Genomic DNA, 19,064 nt, shown 5'->3' with positions numbered 1-19,064 from the left:
CCGCCTCTCTCTGAGGCTGGCGCAGTCTAAAGAATGAAAATGACGATTTGCCTGTAAGGAAGGTAGACCCCACTCGCAGGACAGAGTTTAGACACCGGTCAGGAACAGGCTCTGTGAAACCCATGGAGACGACAGTTCGCGTTCAGCGAGCCGGCGGTCGGGGTGGGTTTCACAGAGGCTGCTAGCCGCCGGATTTCTTCGCCTTGTAACCCAGCTTGATCAGCTCGGCCAGCAGCAACTCGACGTGGTCGCCCTGGATCTCGATGACGCCGTCTTTGAGCGCGCCACCGGTGCCACAGCGCTTTTTCAGCGTCGTGGCCAGCTCCTTCAGGGCATCTTCGGCCAGGGGCACGCCGGTGATGGTCGTCACCGTCTTGCCGCCACGGCCCTTGCTCTCGCGTCGCACGCGGGCAATGCCATCGCCTTCAGGGATCAGGGTCTGTTTGCAGGTACACGAATCCACGGGCTGACGACAGTCCGGGCAGTGTCGACCTGCGTCGGTGGAAAATACCAGGCCACCAAGGGCGGCGAAGGATGCGGCTTTTTTGGCCACCGGCAATCCTCTTGGGAGGACAAAGACTGATCGATCAGAATGACCGACCGCGAAGCCCCACTCAGGCAGGGGCAGCGCTACCGTACCGCCCTGTTTCAACCCCACCTGTGGCAGCCGGTTTGCCAGCGATGGCGTCCTAAAGATAGCCATCGCCGGCAAGCCGGCACCTACAGTGATACCCGGGTGAAACAATCGTAGTACGGGTGAAAAGTCGCGCAGTGTAACGGCAAAACCGCGACTTGCTAAGGGCCAAATGGCGCCAATTTATGCAACTTTAGCGACGCGAGGCCAGATAGCGGCGCAAGCCCTCCTGGGCATCCGGGCAGTAGGGCTTTTGCTCGGCCTCCTGCAGGACCGTTTCAATCGGTAAAAAGCGAGCTTCCATGACTTCTTCGGGCTGCAGGCTGAGCGGCCCGTCCCACGTCGCCGAGTAGGATTTGCACCAGAGCCGGCTGTCGCCATCTTCGAAATAGAAGTGGTCATGTTCGACCAACGCTACCCCGCCGACGCCCAACTCTTCTTCCAACTCACGAGCGGCCGACACCGCATACGACTCGCCTGCCGCGACCATGCCGCCGGCTGCCGTGTCCCAGAAACCGGGATACAGGGCTTTGCTCAGGGTGCGCCGATGCACGCACAGCTCGCCCTTGGAATTGAACAGGAAGATAAACGTGCACCGGCCAATCAGGCCACGCTGGCGCAGGTCGGACCGCACCAGGTGGCCGAGCAGGTTGTCCTGCTCGTCGACCCAGCAGATCAGTTCGGCATCGGAGGCCGCACGGTGCGCGGCCTCGTTTTGAGCAGCGTCCATCATCAACCCTGGTTGAGCAGCTGACGCAAGTCGATCACCGCCGCGTTGGCCCGGGAAATGTAGTTGGCCATGACCAGCGAGTGGTTGGCCAGCACGCCGAAGCCGCTGCCGTTGAGGATCATCGGGCTCCAGACAGGCTCTTGCGAGGCCTCCAGTTCACGAATGATCTGGCGCACGCTGACGGTGGCGTTTTTCTTGGCCAGGACGTCGGCGAAATCGACTTCGATAGCACGCAGCAGGTGGGACAGGGCCCACGCCTGGCCACGCGCCTCGTAGAACACGTTGTCGATCTGCATCCACGGGGTTTCGACCACTTCTTCGTCGACCTGTGGCACTTCACCCGGCGCCAGCGCTTCGGTTTTCAATGCAGTGTTCAACTTGACCCGGCCGACGCTGGCCGACAGGCGTTGCGACAGCGAGCCCAGGCGGGTAGCGACATCGCCCAGCCAGTTGTTCAGGTTGTCGGCTCGCGCATAGAACAGCGCGCCTTTCTGGTTAGGGTCCGACAGGCGCGCCTCGTAGCGGCTCAGGGAATTGATGCCTTCCTGGTATTCCGACTCACTGGATGGCAGCACCCAGCTTTTGTTGTCGAAGTTGAAGCGCGGCTCGGCCTTGGCCAAGTCAGCGTCTTCCGCCGATTGCGACTGGGAACGGGCGAAGTCTTTACGCAGGGCGCGGGTCAGGTCGCGTACCTGCACCAGCACGCCGTATTCCCAGCTGGGCATGTTGTCCATCCACAGGCCCGGCGGGAAGCGGTCGTTGGAAATGTAGCCACCCGGCTTGTTCAGCAGGGTGCCGACCACGGTCTTGAGGGTTTCGACGGTGGTGAAACCCACCACCATCTGCTTGCCGTCTTTTTCAGCGGCAATCTGCGCATTTTGCTGGACCGGAAACAGCGCCGGCTCTTCGCTCCAGTACCAACCCAGGGCACCGGTGACCAACAGGTACAGGCCGAGCACGCTCAGCACGGCGCGGCTCATCAGCACCGTGCGAAAATAGCTGCGGTTGGCCGACTTGGGCTCAGGGGCGGGGCCTTTGGCACTGCCTGCACGGTTTTTCCAGTCCAGCATGGCGATATCCTTTCAATCACTTGAGTTCATGCACTTCAATGGTCCGGGTGCGTTCAAACACTCCGACCACAACCCTACCCCATCGTGCCCGCCGGTGCGGTGCTTTTAATCAAACGGGGGACGAGGAAGGTTCGACTATAAAGGATGCAGGTTTTTTACGCTGCGCGACCATCGGGTCAATAACTGAATACCCGGGACACGCAGTTAATTGACATATGACACTCATCCCATGGAAAAGAGGTGCTAGCATAGAGCCATCAGTCGACCTCAGCATGCACCCTAACTAGTAGTCAGGATATGACCGAGCCAGAAGACCCCAGCCGTGAGCGTCTCAAGCAGCATTTTGCCCAGCGGGTAATTCATCAGGCACGTCAAATTCTTGAGATCTGGCAGCGCCTGCAACGCAGCGAATGGTCGGGCGCCGACCTGTCCGAACTCAGCGAAGCCAACCTGCGCCTGCTGCGCTTTGCCGAGCGTTTCGAACAGCCGGAACACAGCCAGCTCGCTGTGCACATCGGCGAATCCCTCAAGGCAGTGGACGAAAACCGTGGCCGCCTGAGCAGCCACCTGATCACCGAACTCAACCGCCTGATGCAGCGTCTGTCCCGCACCGGACTGCGCCAGGGCGACCAGCTCGAGCAAACGTTCCTGCCGCCGATGCGCAAGCCGATCTACGTGATGCTCGCCGATCACGACCGCGCCGAACGCCTGGCCAAGCAGCTGGAGTTCTTCGGCATGAGCGCGCAGTCGCTGGACAGCGTGGCAGCCTTTCGCGCCGCCATGGCCGAGCGCCTGCCCTCGGCGATCGTGATGGACGTGGATTTCTGCGGCGCCGGCCTGGGCCTCAAGCTCGCCGCCGAAGCCCAGGAAGGCCTGGAGCAAAAGCTGCCGCTGCTGTTTTTCAGCCTGCATGAAACCGACACCCCGACCCGCCTGGCCGCCGTGCGCGCCGGAGGCCAGGAGTTCCTCACCGGAACACTGGAGGCTTCCAGCCTGCTGGAAAAAATTGAAGTGCTGACCTGCGTCGCCCAGTACGAACCCTATAAAGTGCTGATCATCGATGACTCGCGGGCCCAGGCACTGCACACCGAGCGGCTGCTCAACAGTGCCGGCATCGTCACGCGCACCCTGATCGAGCCGATCCAGGCCATGGCCGAGCTGGCGGATTTCCAGCCTGACCTGATCATCCTCGACATGTACATGCCCGCCTGCACCGGTACCGAACTGGCCAAGGTGATTCGCCACAACGACCGCTACGTCAGCGTGCCGATCATCTACCTGTCAGCCGAAGACGACCTCGACAAGCAACTGGACGCCATGAGCGAAGGCGGCGACGACTTCCTCACCAAGCCGATCAAGCCGCGCCACCTGATCACCACCGTGCGCAACCGCGCCGCCCGTGCGCGCAACCTCAAGGCGCGGATGGTGCGCGACAGCCTGACCGGCCTGTACAACCACACTCACATCCTGCAATTGCTCGAAGACTGCAGCTTCCGTGCGCGCCGCGAGAACAAGCCGCTGAGCTTTGCCATGCTCGACATCGACCACTTCAAGCGGGTCAATGACAGCCACGGGCATCCTATGGGCGACCGCGTGATCAAGAGCCTGGCGCTGTTTCTCAAGCAGCGCCTGCGCAAGACCGACTATATCGGGCGCTATGGCGGTGAAGAGTTCGCCATCGTGATGCCCGACACCGACCTGGAGTCGGCCTGCAGGGTGCTGGATGAAATTCGCGGGCGCTTTGCCGAAATCCACTACCCGGCCCAGCCGCAGGATTTGTGGTGCACCTTCAGCGCCGGGCTGGTGGAGCTGTGCGACGGTTCCGACAGCCTGATGATGGCCGCCCAGGCCGACGAGGCGCTGTACCGCGCCAAGGACGCCGGGCGCAACCGCGTACAAGCGGCGCGCACGTCAAAGCAAAGTGCCATCTTTTCACCGGAATCGACCGATTCCGTCATAACTCTGTAACGCAAACGCAATAACTTCAGGCACTTACCTTTTGCTGTCGGTTGAAACCCCGCATGCGCCTGAAGCTGCTGACCAATCTCAATACCCTCCTCTTGGTGGCTGTGTGCCTGGCCCTCGGGGCCACACTCTGGTGGTCGCAACGCGCGCTGGAGCGTCCCTATCTGTTGATGGAGCGCTACCTGGGCCTGTCGCAGACCTTTCAGAATCAGGCCGCGCGCAATATCGACGACTACCTGGCCAGCGGCGATGCCCTGCGCCTGAGCAGCGCCAGCCAAAGCCTGGAAAACCTGCTGCAGCACCTGGATGAACTGCCCGCCGACCTCGCGCAGAACCTGCGCCCCAGCCTGGTGGACCTGGACACCTTCAGCAAGACCGACCTGCTGGCTGCCGGCAAGCTGGCCGGCGACCCGCAAGCGCTGTTACTGCAAGCCGAACGGGAACTGGGCGCGAACCTGGAGCAACTGGGTCAATACGCCCTGAGCGTCAATTCGCCGCAAGCCGCGCGTTACCTGCCGCCGTTGCTGGCCGCGTCCCAACACTTGGGCAAACTGTCCCTCGCCCGCGACAAGCTGGTGAGCAGCGGGCGCGCGGAACTGGCCGATGATGTGGAGCGTGAAGTCGGCAATATCCGCAGCCAGGCCGACCTGCTGGAGCCGTTGCCATTGCTCGGCGTCAAGGCCAGCGCCGACTCCAGCGCCGACGACTTTTCTGCCTTGATGGGCCTGGAAAACACCGAGAAGACCGAGACCCAGGACACCGGCGTCGACCTCAAGCGCGAACTCAACAGCCTCCTCACCCGCTACCCCGGCGAACTCAAGCGCACCCGCGAACAGATCCAGCAACGCACCGACCTGGCCGCAAGCACCCACCTGAAAATCGCCGCCGTACAGCAGGCCATTGCCAGCCTGGAGCCGGTGGTGCGCGCGCAACATGCCCAGATCCAGGGCGAAGTGCGCCTGATGCAAGGCGTGATGATCGGCCTGATCCTGCTGATTGCCCTGCTGATCGATACCCTGCAACGGCGCCTGGCACGGGTGCTGACCAACCTGGCGCCGGCCCTGTCGACCTGGGCCGAAGGTGACTTCAGCCAGCCGATTGCCTTGGGCAAGACCAACCGCGAGCTACACGATATCGAAGCCTCCCTCAACCGCTTGCGCGCCTATCTGGTCGACCTGGTGGGCACCATTCGCGGGAATGCCGAAGAGGTCGCCGGCAGCAGCCGAGCTCTCGCCGAGTTGAGCAGCGGCCTGCACGACGGCGCTGAACGCCAGGCCGGGGACACCGCGCAGATCCGCGATTCGCTCGGCGAGCTGGAGGCAACCATCCAGCAAGTCGCCGGGGATGCCAGCCAGGCGGCCGGGGCCAGCCGCAGTGCAGGCCAGGCGGTGGAGCAAGGCCAGCGCGTGATCGGCCTGAGCCTGACCGGGCTGCATGCGCTGGTGGGTGAAGTGCAGCAGAACGCGCAGATGATCGAAAAACTCGCCGAAGAATCCGCCACCATCGGCGGCGTACTCACGGTGATCCGCTCGATTGCCGACCAGACCAATCTGCTGGCGCTCAACGCCGCCATCGAGGCCGCCCGTGCCGGTGAAGCCGGGCGCGGGTTTGCGGTGGTCGCCGACGAAGTGCGCTCCCTGGCCCAGCGCACCGCCGGCGCCACCGCTGAAATCCAGGGCCTGATCGCCGGCCTGCAAAGCGCCGCCCACCAATCGGTGCAAGGCATGCGCGCCCAGGTCGAACACGCCGAAGCCACCGCCCAGCAAGCCCAGGCGGCAGATGGTGCGCTGGATGAAATCGTCGGCGCGATCCAGACCATTGCCGACACCGCCGTGCGCATCGCCGATGTGACCGCGCAGCAAAGTGGCGCCGTCAGTGAGATTCGCGACAACAGCGAGCGGATCCACCAGTTGGGCGAGGACAATCTGCTGCGCATCGGCCAGGGCCGCAGCCAGGGCGAACACCTGCTGGTGCTGGGCGGGCAGCTCAACACGGCGGTCCAGGCGTTTCGCGTCTGACCGGACTCAACGTGGGTTGCGACCCAATATGGGAGCTGGCTTGCCTGCGATGGCGGTGAACCAGGCGACATCTCCCTGTGCTGACACACCGCTATTGCAGGCAAGCCAGCTCCCACACTGACCGAACTCGCCCTCACAGTCACAAATTTCGCGCTATCCTCGGTAATCGTGCTGGCTACTGCATAGAACTGGACAGTCACAAAGGCTTTGCGGCATAGTCGCCGGGTTCTGCCGTACCCACATCAATAACAAGGAACAGCCGATGGCGACCTTACTGGTTCTTCACGGACCCAACCTGAACCTGCTCGGCACCCGCGAACCGGGCGTCTACGGGGCAGTCACCCTGGACCAGATCAACCTCGACCTGGAACGACGGGCGCGTGAAGCCGGCCACCATTTGCTCTACCTGCAAAGCAATGCCGAGTACGAATTGATTGATCGTATCCATGCAGCGCGCGGCGAAGGCGTGGACTTTATTCTGATTAATCCCGCCGCTTTTACGCATACAAGCGTTGCATTACGTGACGCGCTGCTGGCGGTGAGCATCCCATTCATCGAAGTGCACTTGTCGAACGTGCACAAACGCGAACCTTTCCGCCATCACTCCTACTTCTCCGACGTAGCGGTAGGAGTGATCTGCGGCCTTGGCGCCAGCGGTTACCGACTGGCCCTGGAGGCCGCCCTGGAACAGCTTGAACAACCGGCCAAGCGCCCCTGACCGACCCTTGGGAGTTGATGATTCATGGATATCCGTAAAGTTAAGAAACTGATCGAACTGCTGGAAGAATCCGGTATCGACGAGCTGGAAATCAAGGAAGGCGAAGAGTCCGTACGGATCAGCCGTCACAGCAAGACCCCGGCCCAGCAGTTCTACGCGCCACAAATGCAAGCGCCGGCTCCGGCCGCTGCTGCTCCGGCCGCCGCACCTGCCGCCGCCGCTGCGCCAGCAGCACCTGCTGCGCCAGTACTGAACGGCTTCGTGGTCAAGTCGCCAATGGTCGGTACCTTCTACCGCACCCCGGCACCGACCTCGCCAGCCTTCGTTGAAGTCGGCGCAACCGTGAAAGTGGGCGACACCATCTGCATCGTCGAAGCGATGAAAATGATGAACCACATCACTGCTGAAAAAGCCGGCGTCATCGAATCCATCCTGGTAGAAAACGGTCAGCCGGTTGAGTACGACCAGCCGCTGTTCACCATCGTTTGAACCGCGGAGCGCCTTCGATGTTGAAACCTGCGAAGAAACTGCAAAAAGTCCTGATCGCCAACCGCGGCGAGATCGCGCTGCGTATCCTGCGCGCCTGTAAGGAAGAGGGCATCAAGACCGTCGCTGTTTACTCGACGGCCGATACCGAATTGATGCACGTGAAACTGGCGGACGAAAGCATCTGCATCGGCCCGCCACTGGCCACGAACTCGTACCTGAAAGTCTCGAACATCATCGCCGCGGCAGAAGTGACCGGCGCGGACGGCATCCACCCGGGCTACGGCTTCCTCGCGGAAAACGCCGATTTCGCCGAACAGGTGGAAAAATCCGGGTTTGCCTTCATCGGCCCGAAAGCCGAAACCATTCGCCTGATGGGCGACAAGGTCTCGGCCAAGGACGCGATGATCGCTGCTGGCGTGCCAACCGTTCCAGGTTCCGACGGCCCACTGCCTGAAGACGAGGCCACCGCCCTGCGCATTGGTCGCGAAGTCGGTTACCCGGTGATCATCAAGGCCGCCGGTGGCGGTGGTGGTCGCGGCATGCGCGTGGTGCACAAGGAAGAAGACCTGATCGAAGCCGCCAAGCAGACCCGCTCCGAAGCGGGCGCCTGGTTCGGCAACCCGATGGTCTACCTGGAGAAGTACCTGACCAACCCACGTCACGTGGAAGTGCAGGTATTGTCCGACGGCCAGGGCCACGCCATCCACCTGGGCGACCGCGATTGCTCGCTGCAGCGCCGTCACCAGAAGGTACTGGAAGAAGCTCCGGCACCGGGCCTGGATGAAAAAGCTCGCCAGGAAGTACTGGCTCGCTGCGTCAAGGCGTGCATCGACATCAACTACCGTGGCGCCGGTACCTTCGAGTTCCTCTACGAGAACGGTCGTTTCTACTTCATCGAGATGAACACTCGCGTGCAGGTAGAGCACCCGGTTTCGGAGATGGTCACCGGTATCGACATCGTCAAGGAGATGCTCAGCATCGCCGCCGGCAACCCGCTGTCCTTTACCCAGGACGACGTGAAGATGCACGGCCACTCCCTGGAGTGCCGCATCAACGCCGAAGACCCGAAGACCTTTATCCCAAGCCCTGGCCTGGTCAAGCATTTCCACGCGCCCGGCGGCAACGGCGTCCGTGTGGATTCGCACCTGTACAGCGGCTACAAGGTTCCGTCCAACTACGACTCGCTGATCGGCAAGCTGATCACCTGGGGCGCGACCCGCGACGAGGCCATGGCCCGTATGCGTAACGCCCTGGACGAAATCGTGGTCGACGGCATCAAGACCAACATCCCGCTGCACCGGGAACTGGTCCGTGATGAAGGCTTCTGCGAAGGTGGTGTGAACATTCACTACCTGGAACACAAGCTGGCCAACCAGTAAGTGCTCCACCCAACAAAGCCGCCTTCGGGCGGCTTTGTTGTTTGTGAGCCCTGTGAAATTGGCTCTTGTGGCGAGGGGGCTTGTCCCCCGTTGGGCTGCGCAGCTGCCCCAAAACCTGATCTTGCGATTGACTTGGAGAAATCCGGCGACCTCATGGGGCTGCTACGCAGCCCAACGGGGGACAAGCCCCCTCGCCACAACAAGCTCCCTCGCCACAGGTCATGCTCTCGCGTAAACTTGCGCGCTTTCGCGACCCAGCAGTCGCACATTCATTTTATTCAAAGGTGCCCGCCATGCCTTGGCTGCAAGTCCGTCTCGCCATCAGCCCAGAACAAGCCGAAACCTACGAAGACGCTTTCCTCGAAGTGGGCGCTGTCTCGGTGACCTTCATGGACGCCGAAGACCAGCCGATCTTCGAACCCGAACTCAATACCACTCCGCTGTGGTCCCACACCCATCTGCTGGCCCTGTTCGAAGACGGCACCGACGCCGCCGTGCTGGCCCATATGGAACTGCTCACCGGCGGCCCGCTGCCCGAGCACCACAGCGAAGTCATCGAAGACCAGGACTGGGAACGCAGCTGGATGGATAACTTCCAGCCGATGCGGTTCGGCCAGCGCCTGTGGATCGTGCCGAGCTGGCACGCCGCGCCGGAGCCGGACGCAGTCAACCTGCTGCTTGATCCGGGCCTGGCCTTCGGCACCGGCACCCACCCCACCACCGCGCTGTGCCTGGAATGGCTGGACGGCCAGGACCTGACCGACAGCCACGTGCTGGACTTCGGCTGCGGCTCGGGGATCCTGGCGATTGCCGCCCTGCTGCTGGGCGCCAAGGAAGCCGTCGGCACCGACATCGACGTGCAGGCCCTGGAAGCTTCGCGCGACAACGCCGGGCGCAACCACATTCCCGAAGATAAATTCCCACTCTATCTGCCCGAGCAATTACCCCAGGTGCAGGCCGACGTGCTGGTGGCGAACATCCTCGCCGGCCCGCTGGTTTCCCTGGCGCCGCAGCTGTCGAGCCTGGTCAAGCCGGGCGGCCGCCTGGCGCTGTCGGGCATCCTTGCCGAGCAGGGTGAAGACGTGGCCGCTGCCTACGCCAAGGATTTCGAGCTGGATCCGATCGCCAACCGTGATGGCTGGGTACGCATCAGCGGTCGTCGGCGCTAGAATGAGCGCTTGCCTGAATCGGATGGCCGCATGACCGACAGTTTCGTCACCCAGTGTCCGCATTGCCAAGCGCGCTTTCGCGTTAACCACGCTCAATTGAGCGTGGCCCGCGGCGTGGTGCGCTGCGGCTCGTGCCTGCAGGTGTTCAATGCGGCACGCCAGCTGCTGGAGCAGCGCGCCCAGCAGGCGCCGGCACCGGAACCGGTCGAGCCAGCCGCAGAGGCCCCGCGGGCGATCAGCCAGAAACAGTGGACCGCCGAAGAACTGGACCTGGACAACCTCGACCTCGACGTCGAGCTGGCCAAGCTGGAACGCCGCGAGATTCAGCACACGCAGCCCTCGGGCGCAGAGCGTCGCCAGAGCGGTTCCGACCGTCGGCAGAAGGAAGAGGCCCTCAGCGCCAGCCGCGATACGGTCAAGGCCGAGGAAGAAAAGTGGGCGGCCAGCCTGTTCAGCGAACCACCGGAAGAACGCGTCCAGGTCGTCGAAGCCCCTGAACCGACCAAGACACCTGCGACCCGGCAGCGCACCGAACCGTCGATGTCGTTCCACACCGACGATATCGACGACGAACCGCCGCTGCGCTCGACGCTCGAGGATGACGAACTCGATCCCCCCGTCACGCCCGTCATCGAGGCGGTCGAGGAGCTGGAGCCGGAGCCCGAAGAACGCCCGCAACCCCGACGCAAGCGCCCTCGCCCGTCCACCGGCGTTCACGACGATGTCCTGCAGGACCTCGAAGACGACCCACTGCACCTCTACGCGCAAAAACGTGCGTCGGGCTGGGGCCGTCGCCTGCTCTGGCTGTTGCTGGTGCTGATCGCCGCCGCCGGCCTCGCCGGCCAATACATCGCCTACCAATTCGACGACCTGGCCCGCCAGGACGCCTACCGCCCATGGTTCCAGCAACTGTGCCCCACCCTGGGCTGCACGGTGCCGTCACGGGTCGATATCGCCCACATCAAGAGCAGCAACCTGGTGGTACGCAGCCACCCGGAATTCGCCGGGGCGCTGGTGGTGGATGCAATCATCTATAACCGCGCGACCTTCTCCCAGCCCTTCCCGCTGCTGGAGCTGCGTTTTGCCGATTTGAACGGCAGCCTGATCGCCAGTCGTCGGTTCAAACCCGCCGAATACCTCAGCGGTGAGTTGGCCGGCGTGAGCGAAATGCCATCACAGACGCCGATTCATATCTCCCTGGATATCCTCGATCCGGGCAATAAAGCCGTGAATTACAGCCTGAGCTTTCATTCGCCCGAGTGAATCGGTTCATGCACCGAGGCTTGACGGCAGATTCTTGACTAAGCGCCGGTCAACCAAACCGGCGGCGATAAAGAAATTGCTGTTCAGATTTTATCCAATTCAGCCTTTATCCAGTCATCGAGAGCGGGTATCATGCCAACCCTTTTTCGAACTCTAATGATCCGGCCCCACAACAGGGAAGTCCTATGTCGGCGGTACGCATCGGCCCATACACATTGCAGAACGGCTTGATCCTCGCTCCTATGGCGGGCGTCACCGACCAGCCCTTTCGTCAGCTGTGCAAGCGTTTGGGCGCGGGTCTAGTAGTCTCGGAAATGGTCACCAGCGACATGAGCTTGTGGAACACCCGCAAATCGCGGATGCGCATGATCCACGAAGGTGATCCCGAGCCCCGCTCGGTACAGATCGCCGGCGGTGATGCGCAGATGCTGGCGGATGCGGCCCGGGCCAACGTGGAGTTGGGCGCACAGATCATTGATATCAACATGGGCTGCCCGGCCAAGAAGGTCTGCAACAAGGCCGCCGGTTCCGCCTTGTTGAAGGATGAGCAGTTGGTCGCCGAGATCCTGCAGGCCGTTGTCGCCGCAGTGGATGTGCCGGTCACCCTGAAGATCCGTACCGGCTGGGACCGGGACAACAAGAATGGCCTGACGGTGGCGAAGATCGCCGAACAGGCGGGCATTACAGCGCTGGCGGTGCATGGCCGCACCCGCGCCGATCTGTACACCGGTGAAGCCGAGTACGACACCATTGCCGCGATCAAGCAGGCGGTGTCGATGCCGGTCTTTGCCAATGGCGATATCGACTCAGCCGAGAAAGCCCGGCGCGTGCTGCACGCTACCGGTGCCGATGGCCTGTTGATTGGCCGGGCCGCCCAGGGGCGGCCGTGGATTTTTCGTGAGATCGAGCATTTTCTGCGTACCGGCGAAGTCTTGCCGGCACCGGAGTTGATCGAGGTGGAACGTATTCTGCTAGAGCATCTGGCCGCCCTGCACGCCTTCTATGGAGACGTGATGGGAGTACGCATTGCTCGCAAGCATGTCGGCTGGTATCTCGCAACCTTGCCGGGCGCCAGGGAGTTTCGCGCCCACTTCAATCGTTTGGATGATACGGAAGCACAGTGCGCCAACGTTCGTGAGTTCTTCAGCGAGCGTTACAAGAGCCTGGGGACAGGGGACGGAGAGGGGGTGGCCGCATGACGATGATGACCGAGACTTTAGTGAGTGGAACAACACCCGTGAGCGACAACGTCAATTTGAAACAGCACCTCAACACGCCGAGCGAAGAAGGCCAGACCCTTCGCGGGAGTGTCGAGAAGGCGCTGCACAATTATTTCGCCCACCTTGAGGGCGCTTCCGTCACGGACGTGTACAACCTGGTGCTCTCCGAAGTCGAGGCGCCCTTGCTCGAAAGCGTGATGAACTACGTCAAGGGCAACCAGACCAAAGCCAGTGAGCTGCTGGGCCTCAACCGTGGCACCTTGCGCAAAAAGCTCAAACAATACGATTTGCTGTAAGCATTCAATCAAACCAGAAAGGCGCCCGCGTAAAAACGGTCGCCTTTTTTGCTGACTTCCTTTGCTTTTGATGGAAATTGAAATGACCGACCAGACTACCCGCCTGCCGATCCGCCGCGCCTTGATCAGTGTCTCCGACAAGACCGGGATCCTCGAATTTGCCCGGGAGCTGGAAGCCCTTGGCGTGGAAATCCTCTCCACGGGCGGGACCTTCAAACTGCTGCAGGACAACGGCGTGGACGCAGTAGAAGTGGCGGACTACACCGGTTTCGCAGAAATGATGGACGGTCGGGTCAAGACCCTGCACCCGAAAATCCACGGCGGTATCCTCGGCCGTCGCGGTACCGACGACGCCATCATGAGCGAGCACGGCATCAAGCCGATCGATCTGGTAGCCGTTAACCTGTACCCGTTCGAAGCCACCATCAACAAGCCAGGCTGCGACCTGCCGACCGCCATCGAAAACATCGATATCGGCGGCCCGACCATGGTTCGCTCGGCAGCCAAGAACCACAAAGACGTGGCCATCGTGGTCAACGCCAGCGACTACGCCCAAGTGCTCGAGAGCCTGAAAGCCGGCGGCCTGACCTACGCCCAGCGCTTCGACCTGATGCTCAAGGCGTTCGAACACACCGCCGCCTACGACGGCATGATCGCCAACTACATGGGCACCGTGAACCAGGCGGCTGAAACCCTCAGCACTGAAGGCCGCAGCCAGTTCCCGCGCACCTTCAACAGCCAGTTCATCAAGGCCCAGGAAATGCGCTACGGCGAGAACCCGCACCAGAGCGCGGCGTTCTACGTGGAGGCCAAGCCGGCCGAAGTGGGCATCGCCACCGCGACCCAGCTGCAAGGCAAGGAGCTGTCCTACAACAACGTGGCTGACACCGACGCCGCGCTGGAGTGCGTGAAGAGCTTCGTCAAGCCGGCCTGCGTAATCGTCAAGCACGCCAACCCGTGCGGCGTGGCCGTGAGCCCGGACGCTGAAGGCGGCATCCGCCAGGCGTACGAACTGGCCTACGCCACCGACACCGAATCCGCATTCGGCGGCATCATCGCGTTCAACCGCGAACTGGACGCCGAGACCGCTAAAGCCATCGTCGAGCGTCAGTTCGTCGAAGTCATCATCGCCCCTTCCGTCAGCGAAGAAGCCCGCGCCATCGTGGCAGCCAAGGCCAACGTGCGCCTGCTGGCCTGCGGCGAGTGGTCGGCTGAACGTGCCGCTGCCTGGGACTACAAGCGCGTCAACGGCGGCTTGCTGGTACAGAGCCGCGACATCGGCATGATCGGCAGCCAGGACCTGAAAGTGGTGACCAAGCGCGCACCGACCGAGCAAGAGATCAACGACCTGATCTTCGCCTGGAAAGTGGCCAAGTACGTTAAATCCAACGCCATCGTCTACGCCAAGAACCGCCAGACCATCGGTGTCGGCGCTGGCCAGATGAGCCGCGTGAACTCGGCGCGTATCGCCGCGATCAAGGCCGAACACGCCGGTTTGCAGGTGGCCGGTTCGGTGATGGCATCCGACGCGTTCTTCCCGTTCCGCGATGGCCTGGACAACGCCGCGAAAGCCGGTGTGACCGCGGTGATCCAACCGGGCGGTTCGATGCGTGACGCCGAAGTCATCGCGGCGGCAGACGAAGCCGGCATCGCCATGGTCTTCACTGGCATGCGCCACTTCCGCCACTGATCCACTGCCGTGAAGCGGCAAGGTTCAAGCTGCAAGCAGCACGTAAAAGCACAGCTGCCTCGCTTTTGCTGCTGGTTGTAGCCTCTAAAATTCATAGCTGCAGGCTGCCTTCAGAGCGATACAGATTGCTCTCAACGTGCAGCTTGCAGCTTGTAACTTCCTTCGAAGGAGTCTGACTTGAACGTCCTCATCATTGGCAGCGGTGGCCGTGAACACGCCCTGGCCTGGAAAGTTGCCCAGGACCCTCGCGTCCAGAAAGTATTCGTCGCCCCCGGCAACGCCGGCACCGCCATCGAAGCCAAGTGCGAGAACGTCGCTATCGACGTGCTGGCGCTCGAGCAACTGGCGGATTTCGCTGAAAAGAACGTCTCCCTGACCATCGTCGGTCCGGAAGTGCCGTTGGTGGCTGGCGTCGTCGACCTGTTCCGCAGCCGTGGCCTGGATTGCTTCGGCCCTACCGCCGGCGCGGCCCAACTGGAAGGTTCCAAGGCGTTCACCAAGGATTTCCTGGCACGCCACAAGATCCCGACCGCCGACTACCAGAACTTCACCGAGATCGAGCCGGCCCTGGCTTACTTGCGTGAAAAAGGTGCGCCGATCGTGATCAAGGCCGACGGCCTGGCCGCTGGCAAAGGCGTGATCGTTGCCATGACCCTGCAGGAAGCCGAAGACGCCGTGCGCGACATGCTCGCCGGCAACGCCTTCGGTGACGCGGGTTCGCGCGTGGTCATCGAGGAATTCCTCGACGGCGAAGAAGCCAGCTTCATCGTGATGGTCGACGGCAAGAATGTGCTGCCGATGGCCACCAGCCAGGACCACAAGCGCGTCGGCAACGGCGACAGCGGCCCGAACACGGGCGGCATGGGTGCCTACTCCCCTGCCCCGGTGGTCACCGCCGACGTGCACAAGCGCGTCATGGACCTGGTGATCTGGCCCACCGTGCGCGGCATGGCCGATGAAGGCAATGTGTACACCGGTTTCCTCTACGCCGGCCTGATGATCGACAAAGCCGGCAACCCGAAAGTCATCGAGTTCAACTGCCGCTTCGGTGATCCGGAAACCCAACCGGTGATGCTGCGCCTGCAATCGAGCCTGGTGCTGCTGGTCGAAGCCGCATTGGCCCAGGCCCTGGACAAGGTCGAAGCGCAATGGGATCCACGCCCGAGCGTCGGCATTGTGCTGGCGGCCGGTGGCTACCCTGCCGACTACGCCAAGGGTGATGTGATTGAAGGCCTGGACGCTGCTGCTACGCTGGAAGGCAAAGTGTTCCACGCGGGCACCGCGCTCAAGGATGGCAAGGTTGTTACCGCGGGTGGCCGCGTGTTGTGCGCCACCGCGATGGGTGCCAGTGTCGACGCTGCACAGCAACAAGCGTACAAGCTGGCCGCAAAAATCGACTGGAAAGGCTGCTTCTACCGCACTGATATCGGCTATCGCGCCATCGCGCGGGAACGCGGCGAGCACTCGTAAGTCGCTATCCGTTCGGTTAGGTAAGGGCCTCTGGCCCTTGCCGTACTCATGCCACCCCGCGCATAGTTAACCCGTGCATCAACCTACGAAGGGATTTCGCCGTGCGCTGGCTCAGGATCGCCATAGGTTTCACTGTCAGCCTGCTGACACTGCTCTGCTTGTTCCCGGCCCAGGCCGCCGCGCAAGGCAGTGGCTGGGCAGTATTGCTTGATGAACAGGCCGATCTGCAGCTGAGCGACATCCGCTCTTCACGCTACACCAATCAATTCAGCCCCATTGAACTGGACCGTATTACCGCTGCGGAACCGGACGGTGCACTGTGGGTACGTTTCAAGCTGCAACCCGGCAAGCACGAGCAAGTGCTGCGGGTATTCGCGCCCGACCTGTCGCACCTGAGCCTCTACGTGCTGGACGGCGACACACTGGTCGAACAACAGAGCACCGGCACGCGCCAGCCCCAGGCGGAACGCCCGCTGCCCAGCAGTGACTTCATGCTGCCGATGCCCCAGAGCCAGAAGCCTCTGGATGTCTATCTGCGCCTGGTCTCCGAACACGAACTGCGCCCCTATATCACCCTGGAACCGGCCGTGCTCGCCGCCGCCGACCAGACCCAGACGCTGATCTACGGCCTGCTGTTCGGCTGCCTGCTGATGCTGATCCTGCACAACCTCACGCGCTTCGCCTACCACCGCTCGCGCAGCAGCCTGTGGCTGGCGGCGTGCGAAGTGCTGTTGATGCTCAGCCTGGCGCTGCTGCTCAACCTGGTAGGCCCGTGGCTGCCGAACTGGCATGCGATCCAGACCCCGGGCGCCTACCTCGCGCTGCTGCTGACCGCACCGTGCGGGCTGATGTTTGCCTACCGTTTCTTCATGCCGCTCGGCCCGCATCCGCTTAACAAACTGTTGATGGCCGACATTCTGTTTATCGTGCTGTGCGGCCTGCTGCTGTTGTTCGTCAACACCCTGCCGCTGAACATCATCACCTACGCCCTGGTGGCCCTGGCCGGCTTGAGCATGCTGTTTGTCTCGGCCTGCCACTGGCAGAAAGGCTACCGCCCCGCACGTTTGTTCGTGGCGGCGATGGTGGTGTTCAACATCGGCACGCTGATTATCCTCCCGGCCTTGCTGGGCCTGACCATGGTCTCGCCGCAAGGCCTGATCGTCACACTGCTGGCATTTATCTGCGTCAGCGGCCTGTTGATGAGCCTGGCCCTGGGCGAACGCCAGCGTGCGATTGTCGAGGCCCGTTTCAGCCTCAGCCGTGACCTGGCCGCCAGCAACGCAGAGATCGCGGCCAAGGCCGAGTTCCTGGCGAAAATCAGCCACGAAATCCGCACCCCCATGAACGGCGTGCTGGGCATGACCGAGCTGCTGCTGGGCACGCCGCTATCGGTGAAGCAGCGCGACTACGTGCAAACCATCCACAGCGCCGGCAATGAACTGCTCACGTTGATCAACGAGATCCTCGATATCTCCAAGCTCGAATCCGGGCAGATCGAACTGGACGACGTGCAATTCGACCTCAACGCGCTGATCGAAGATTGCCTGAGTATCTTCCGCGCCAAGGCCGAGCAGCAGAACGTCGAGTTGATCAGTTTCATCCAGCCCCAGGTACCGCGCGTGATCAGCGGCGACCCGACGCGCCTGCGCCAGGCGATGCTGAGTCTGCTGGAAAACGCCCTGCAGAAAACCGATGAAGGCGAAGTGCTGATCGTGGTCGCCCTGGATGACCGCAGCACCAAGCCGCGCCTGCGCATTGCCGTCCAGGACAGCGGCCTGCCAATGGAAGCCGCCGAGCGCGACGCCCTGCTGCACAGCGAACTGCACAGCAAGAACTTCCTCTCGGCCACGCGCCTGAGCGGCCACCTGGGCCTGGTGATTGCGCGCCAGCTGATCCTGTTGATGAACGGCGAGTTCGGCATCAAGAGCGGCGCCCAGCAAGGCAGCACGCTGTGGCTGACCCTGCCGCTGGACCCGGAACGCCTCGAACACCCGACCTCCGACCTCGATGGCCCGCTCAAGGGCGCGCGCGTGCTGGTGGTGGACGACAACGATACTTGCCGCAAAGTGCTGGTGCAGCAATGCACCGCCTGGGGCCTGAATGTCAGCGCCGTGCCGTCGGGCAAGGAAGCCCTGGCGCTGCTGCGCACCAAGGCACACCTGCGTGATTACTTCGACGTGGTGCTGCTCGACCAGAACATGCCCGGCATGACCGGCATGCAACTGGCGGCGAAGATCAAGGAAGACCCGAGCCTGAACCACGACATTCTGTTGATCATGCTCACCGGCATCAGCAATGCGCCGAGCAAGATCATCGCGCGCAACTGCGGGATCAAGCGCATTCTCGCCAAGCCCGTGGCGGGCTATACGCTCAAGACCACCCTGGCCGACGAATTGACTCAACGCAGCAAGGGCAACGTCCCGGCGCGCGCGCTGCCCACCGCGCCAGCGCCCGTCACCGTGCCCAGCGACTTCCGCATCCTGGTGGCCGAAGACAACAGCATTTCCACCAAAGTGATCCGTGGCATGCTCGGCAAGCTCAACCTCAACCCGGACACCGCCAGCAACGGCGAGGAAGCACTGGAGGCGATGAAGGCCCAGCGTTACGACCTGGTCTTGATGGATTGCGAGATGCCGATCCTCGACGGTTTCTCCGCGACCCAGCAACTGCGCGCGTGGGAAGTCAGCCACCAGCGCATTCGCACACCGGTGGTGGCGCTCACCGCGCATATCCTCTCGGAGCACAAAGAACGTGCACGCCAGGCCGGAATGGACGGCCACATGGCCAAGCCGGTGGAACTCTCGCAATTGCGCGAGCTGGTGGAGTTCTGGGTCGCGCAGCGTCAACAGCGGCCAGAGCACGCGCCTACCTGACCCCTGCATGGCGCAGATCAAAATGTGGGAGCGGGGGGGGGGGGGGGGGGGGGGGGGGGGGGGGGGGGCGGGGGTGGGGG

At 62.5% G+C, this 19,064-nt stretch carries 15 protein-coding genes; 12 read left to right on the top strand and 3 right to left on the bottom strand.

Annotated features, from left to right (window positions below; genetic code table 11):
* Positions 1-181: 181 nt before the first annotated feature.
* The 3 genes from NTD80_RS30965 to NTD80_RS30955 all read right to left on the bottom strand — a co-directional run bounded on the left by NTD80_RS30965 (position 182) and on the right by NTD80_RS30955 (position 2,344).
* Positions 182-553: a translation initiation factor Sui1 gene (locus NTD80_RS30965; protein ID WP_005784408.1), complete on the bottom strand. Its 372-nt coding sequence runs from the start codon at positions 551-553 to the stop codon at positions 182-184.
* 274 nt (positions 554-827) lie between these two features.
* Positions 828-1,364 carry an NUDIX hydrolase gene (locus tag NTD80_RS30960; protein WP_065900389.1) on the bottom strand — a complete coding sequence of 179 codons (537 nt, stop codon included), beginning with the start codon at positions 1,362-1,364 and terminating at the stop codon, positions 828-830.
* 2 nt (positions 1,365-1,366) lie between these two features.
* A complete protein-coding gene (locus tag NTD80_RS30955) occupies positions 1,367-2,344 on the bottom strand; it encodes a DUF2333 family protein (RefSeq protein WP_371322043.1) in 978 nt (325 codons plus the stop codon).
* Positions 2,345-2,731: 387 nt separating this feature from the next.
* Here NTD80_RS30955 and NTD80_RS30950 point away from each other — a divergent pair, with 387 nt between their 5' ends.
* The 12 genes from NTD80_RS30950 (at position 2,732) to NTD80_RS30895 (ending at position 18,984) form a co-directional block, all read left to right on the top strand.
* A complete protein-coding gene (locus NTD80_RS30950; protein ID WP_065900285.1) occupies positions 2,732-4,402 on the top strand; it encodes a PleD family two-component system response regulator in 1,671 nt (556 codons plus the stop codon).
* A 53-nt stretch (positions 4,403-4,455) separates the two neighbouring features.
* The gene (locus NTD80_RS30945) at positions 4,456-6,417 is read left to right on the top strand and encodes a methyl-accepting chemotaxis protein (protein WP_065900282.1); all 1,962 of its coding nucleotides are present in this window, start codon (positions 4,456-4,458) and stop codon (positions 6,415-6,417) included.
* 262 nt (positions 6,418-6,679) lie between these two features.
* Complete coding sequence (aroQ, locus tag NTD80_RS30940; RefSeq protein WP_012721999.1) at positions 6,680-7,135, top strand: type II 3-dehydroquinate dehydratase; 456 nt, start codon at positions 6,680-6,682, stop codon at positions 7,133-7,135.
* 24 nt (positions 7,136-7,159) lie between these two features.
* Positions 7,160-7,624, top strand: a complete 465-nt coding sequence (gene accB / locus NTD80_RS30935) for an acetyl-CoA carboxylase biotin carboxyl carrier protein (RefSeq protein WP_065900279.1) — start codon at positions 7,160-7,162, stop codon at positions 7,622-7,624.
* Positions 7,625-7,641: 17 nt separating this feature from the next.
* Entirely contained in the window at positions 7,642-9,003 is a 1,362-nt protein-coding gene (gene accC, locus NTD80_RS30930) for an acetyl-CoA carboxylase biotin carboxylase subunit (protein WP_065900276.1), read from the top strand.
* Between the two features lie 293 nt (positions 9,004-9,296).
* Positions 9,297-10,172, top strand: coding sequence for a 50S ribosomal protein L11 methyltransferase (prmA, locus tag NTD80_RS30925; protein ID WP_262135919.1), 876 nt, complete (start codon positions 9,297-9,299; stop codon positions 10,170-10,172).
* A gap of 30 nt (positions 10,173-10,202) precedes the next feature.
* Positions 10,203-11,435, top strand: a complete 1,233-nt coding sequence (locus NTD80_RS30920) for a DUF3426 domain-containing protein (RefSeq protein ID WP_262135918.1) — start codon at positions 10,203-10,205, stop codon at positions 11,433-11,435.
* Between the two features lie 185 nt (positions 11,436-11,620).
* Positions 11,621-12,634 carry a tRNA dihydrouridine synthase DusB gene (dusB, locus tag NTD80_RS30915; protein ID WP_016976994.1) on the top strand — a complete coding sequence of 338 codons (1,014 nt, stop codon included), beginning with the start codon at positions 11,621-11,623 and terminating at the stop codon, positions 12,632-12,634.
* Positions 12,631-12,951: a DNA-binding transcriptional regulator Fis gene (gene fis, locus NTD80_RS30910; protein ID WP_002555375.1), complete on the top strand. Its 321-nt coding sequence runs from the start codon at positions 12,631-12,633 to the stop codon at positions 12,949-12,951. The genes dusB and fis overlap by 4 nt, the downstream gene beginning before the upstream one ends.
* Before the next feature lie 82 nt (positions 12,952-13,033).
* Positions 13,034-14,641, top strand: a complete 1,608-nt coding sequence (gene purH / locus NTD80_RS30905) for a bifunctional phosphoribosylaminoimidazolecarboxamide formyltransferase/IMP cyclohydrolase (protein WP_262135917.1) — start codon at positions 13,034-13,036, stop codon at positions 14,639-14,641.
* Between the two features lie 177 nt (positions 14,642-14,818).
* Positions 14,819-16,111 (top strand): phosphoribosylamine--glycine ligase, encoded by a 1,293-nt coding sequence (gene purD / locus NTD80_RS30900; protein ID WP_065900269.1) that lies wholly within the window; start codon positions 14,819-14,821, stop codon positions 16,109-16,111.
* A 101-nt stretch (positions 16,112-16,212) separates the two neighbouring features.
* The gene (locus tag NTD80_RS30895; protein WP_201143451.1) at positions 16,213-18,984 is read left to right on the top strand and encodes a hybrid sensor histidine kinase/response regulator; all 2,772 of its coding nucleotides are present in this window, start codon (positions 16,213-16,215) and stop codon (positions 18,982-18,984) included.
* Positions 18,985-19,064 lie beyond the last annotated feature (80 nt).

Origin of the sequence: Pseudomonas sp. 13B_2.1_Bac1, assembly GCF_025466155.1 — a bacterium.
GTDB classification, from domain to species: Bacteria; Pseudomonadota; Gammaproteobacteria; order Pseudomonadales; family Pseudomonadaceae; genus Aquipseudomonas; species Aquipseudomonas aylmerensis.
The sequence above is the reverse complement of the archived record's forward strand: the minus strand, read 5'-3'. Positions and strand labels throughout refer to the sequence as shown.

Bases quoted from the DNA above. Each gene is read 5' to 3' on its own strand.
- dusB (WP_016976994.1), top strand. From the start codon at position 11,621: ATGTCGGCGGTACGCATCGGCCCATACACATTGCAGAACGGCTTGATC.
- NTD80_RS30945 (WP_065900282.1), top strand. From the start codon at position 4,456: ATGCGCCTGAAGCTGCTGACCAATCTCAATACCCTCCTCTTGGTGGCT.
- NTD80_RS30950 (WP_065900285.1), top strand. From the start codon at position 2,732: ATGACCGAGCCAGAAGACCCCAGCCGTGAGCGTCTCAAGCAGCATTTT.
- accB (WP_065900279.1), top strand. From the start codon at position 7,160: ATGGATATCCGTAAAGTTAAGAAACTGATCGAACTGCTGGAAGAATCC.
- accC (WP_065900276.1), top strand. From the start codon at position 7,642: ATGTTGAAACCTGCGAAGAAACTGCAAAAAGTCCTGATCGCCAACCGC.
- aroQ (WP_012721999.1), top strand. From the start codon at position 6,680: ATGGCGACCTTACTGGTTCTTCACGGACCCAACCTGAACCTGCTCGGC.
- NTD80_RS30955 (WP_371322043.1), bottom strand. From the start codon at position 2,344: ATGAGCCGCGCCGTGCTGAGCGTGCTCGGCCTGTACCTGTTGGTCACC.
- purH (WP_262135917.1), top strand. From the start codon at position 13,034: ATGACCGACCAGACTACCCGCCTGCCGATCCGCCGCGCCTTGATCAGT.
- fis (WP_002555375.1), top strand. From the start codon at position 12,631: ATGACGATGATGACCGAGACTTTAGTGAGTGGAACAACACCCGTGAGC.
- NTD80_RS30960 (WP_065900389.1), bottom strand. From the start codon at position 1,364: ATGGACGCTGCTCAAAACGAGGCCGCGCACCGTGCGGCCTCCGATGCC.
- NTD80_RS30920 (WP_262135918.1), top strand. From the start codon at position 10,203: ATGACCGACAGTTTCGTCACCCAGTGTCCGCATTGCCAAGCGCGCTTT.
- prmA (WP_262135919.1), top strand. From the start codon at position 9,297: ATGCCTTGGCTGCAAGTCCGTCTCGCCATCAGCCCAGAACAAGCCGAA.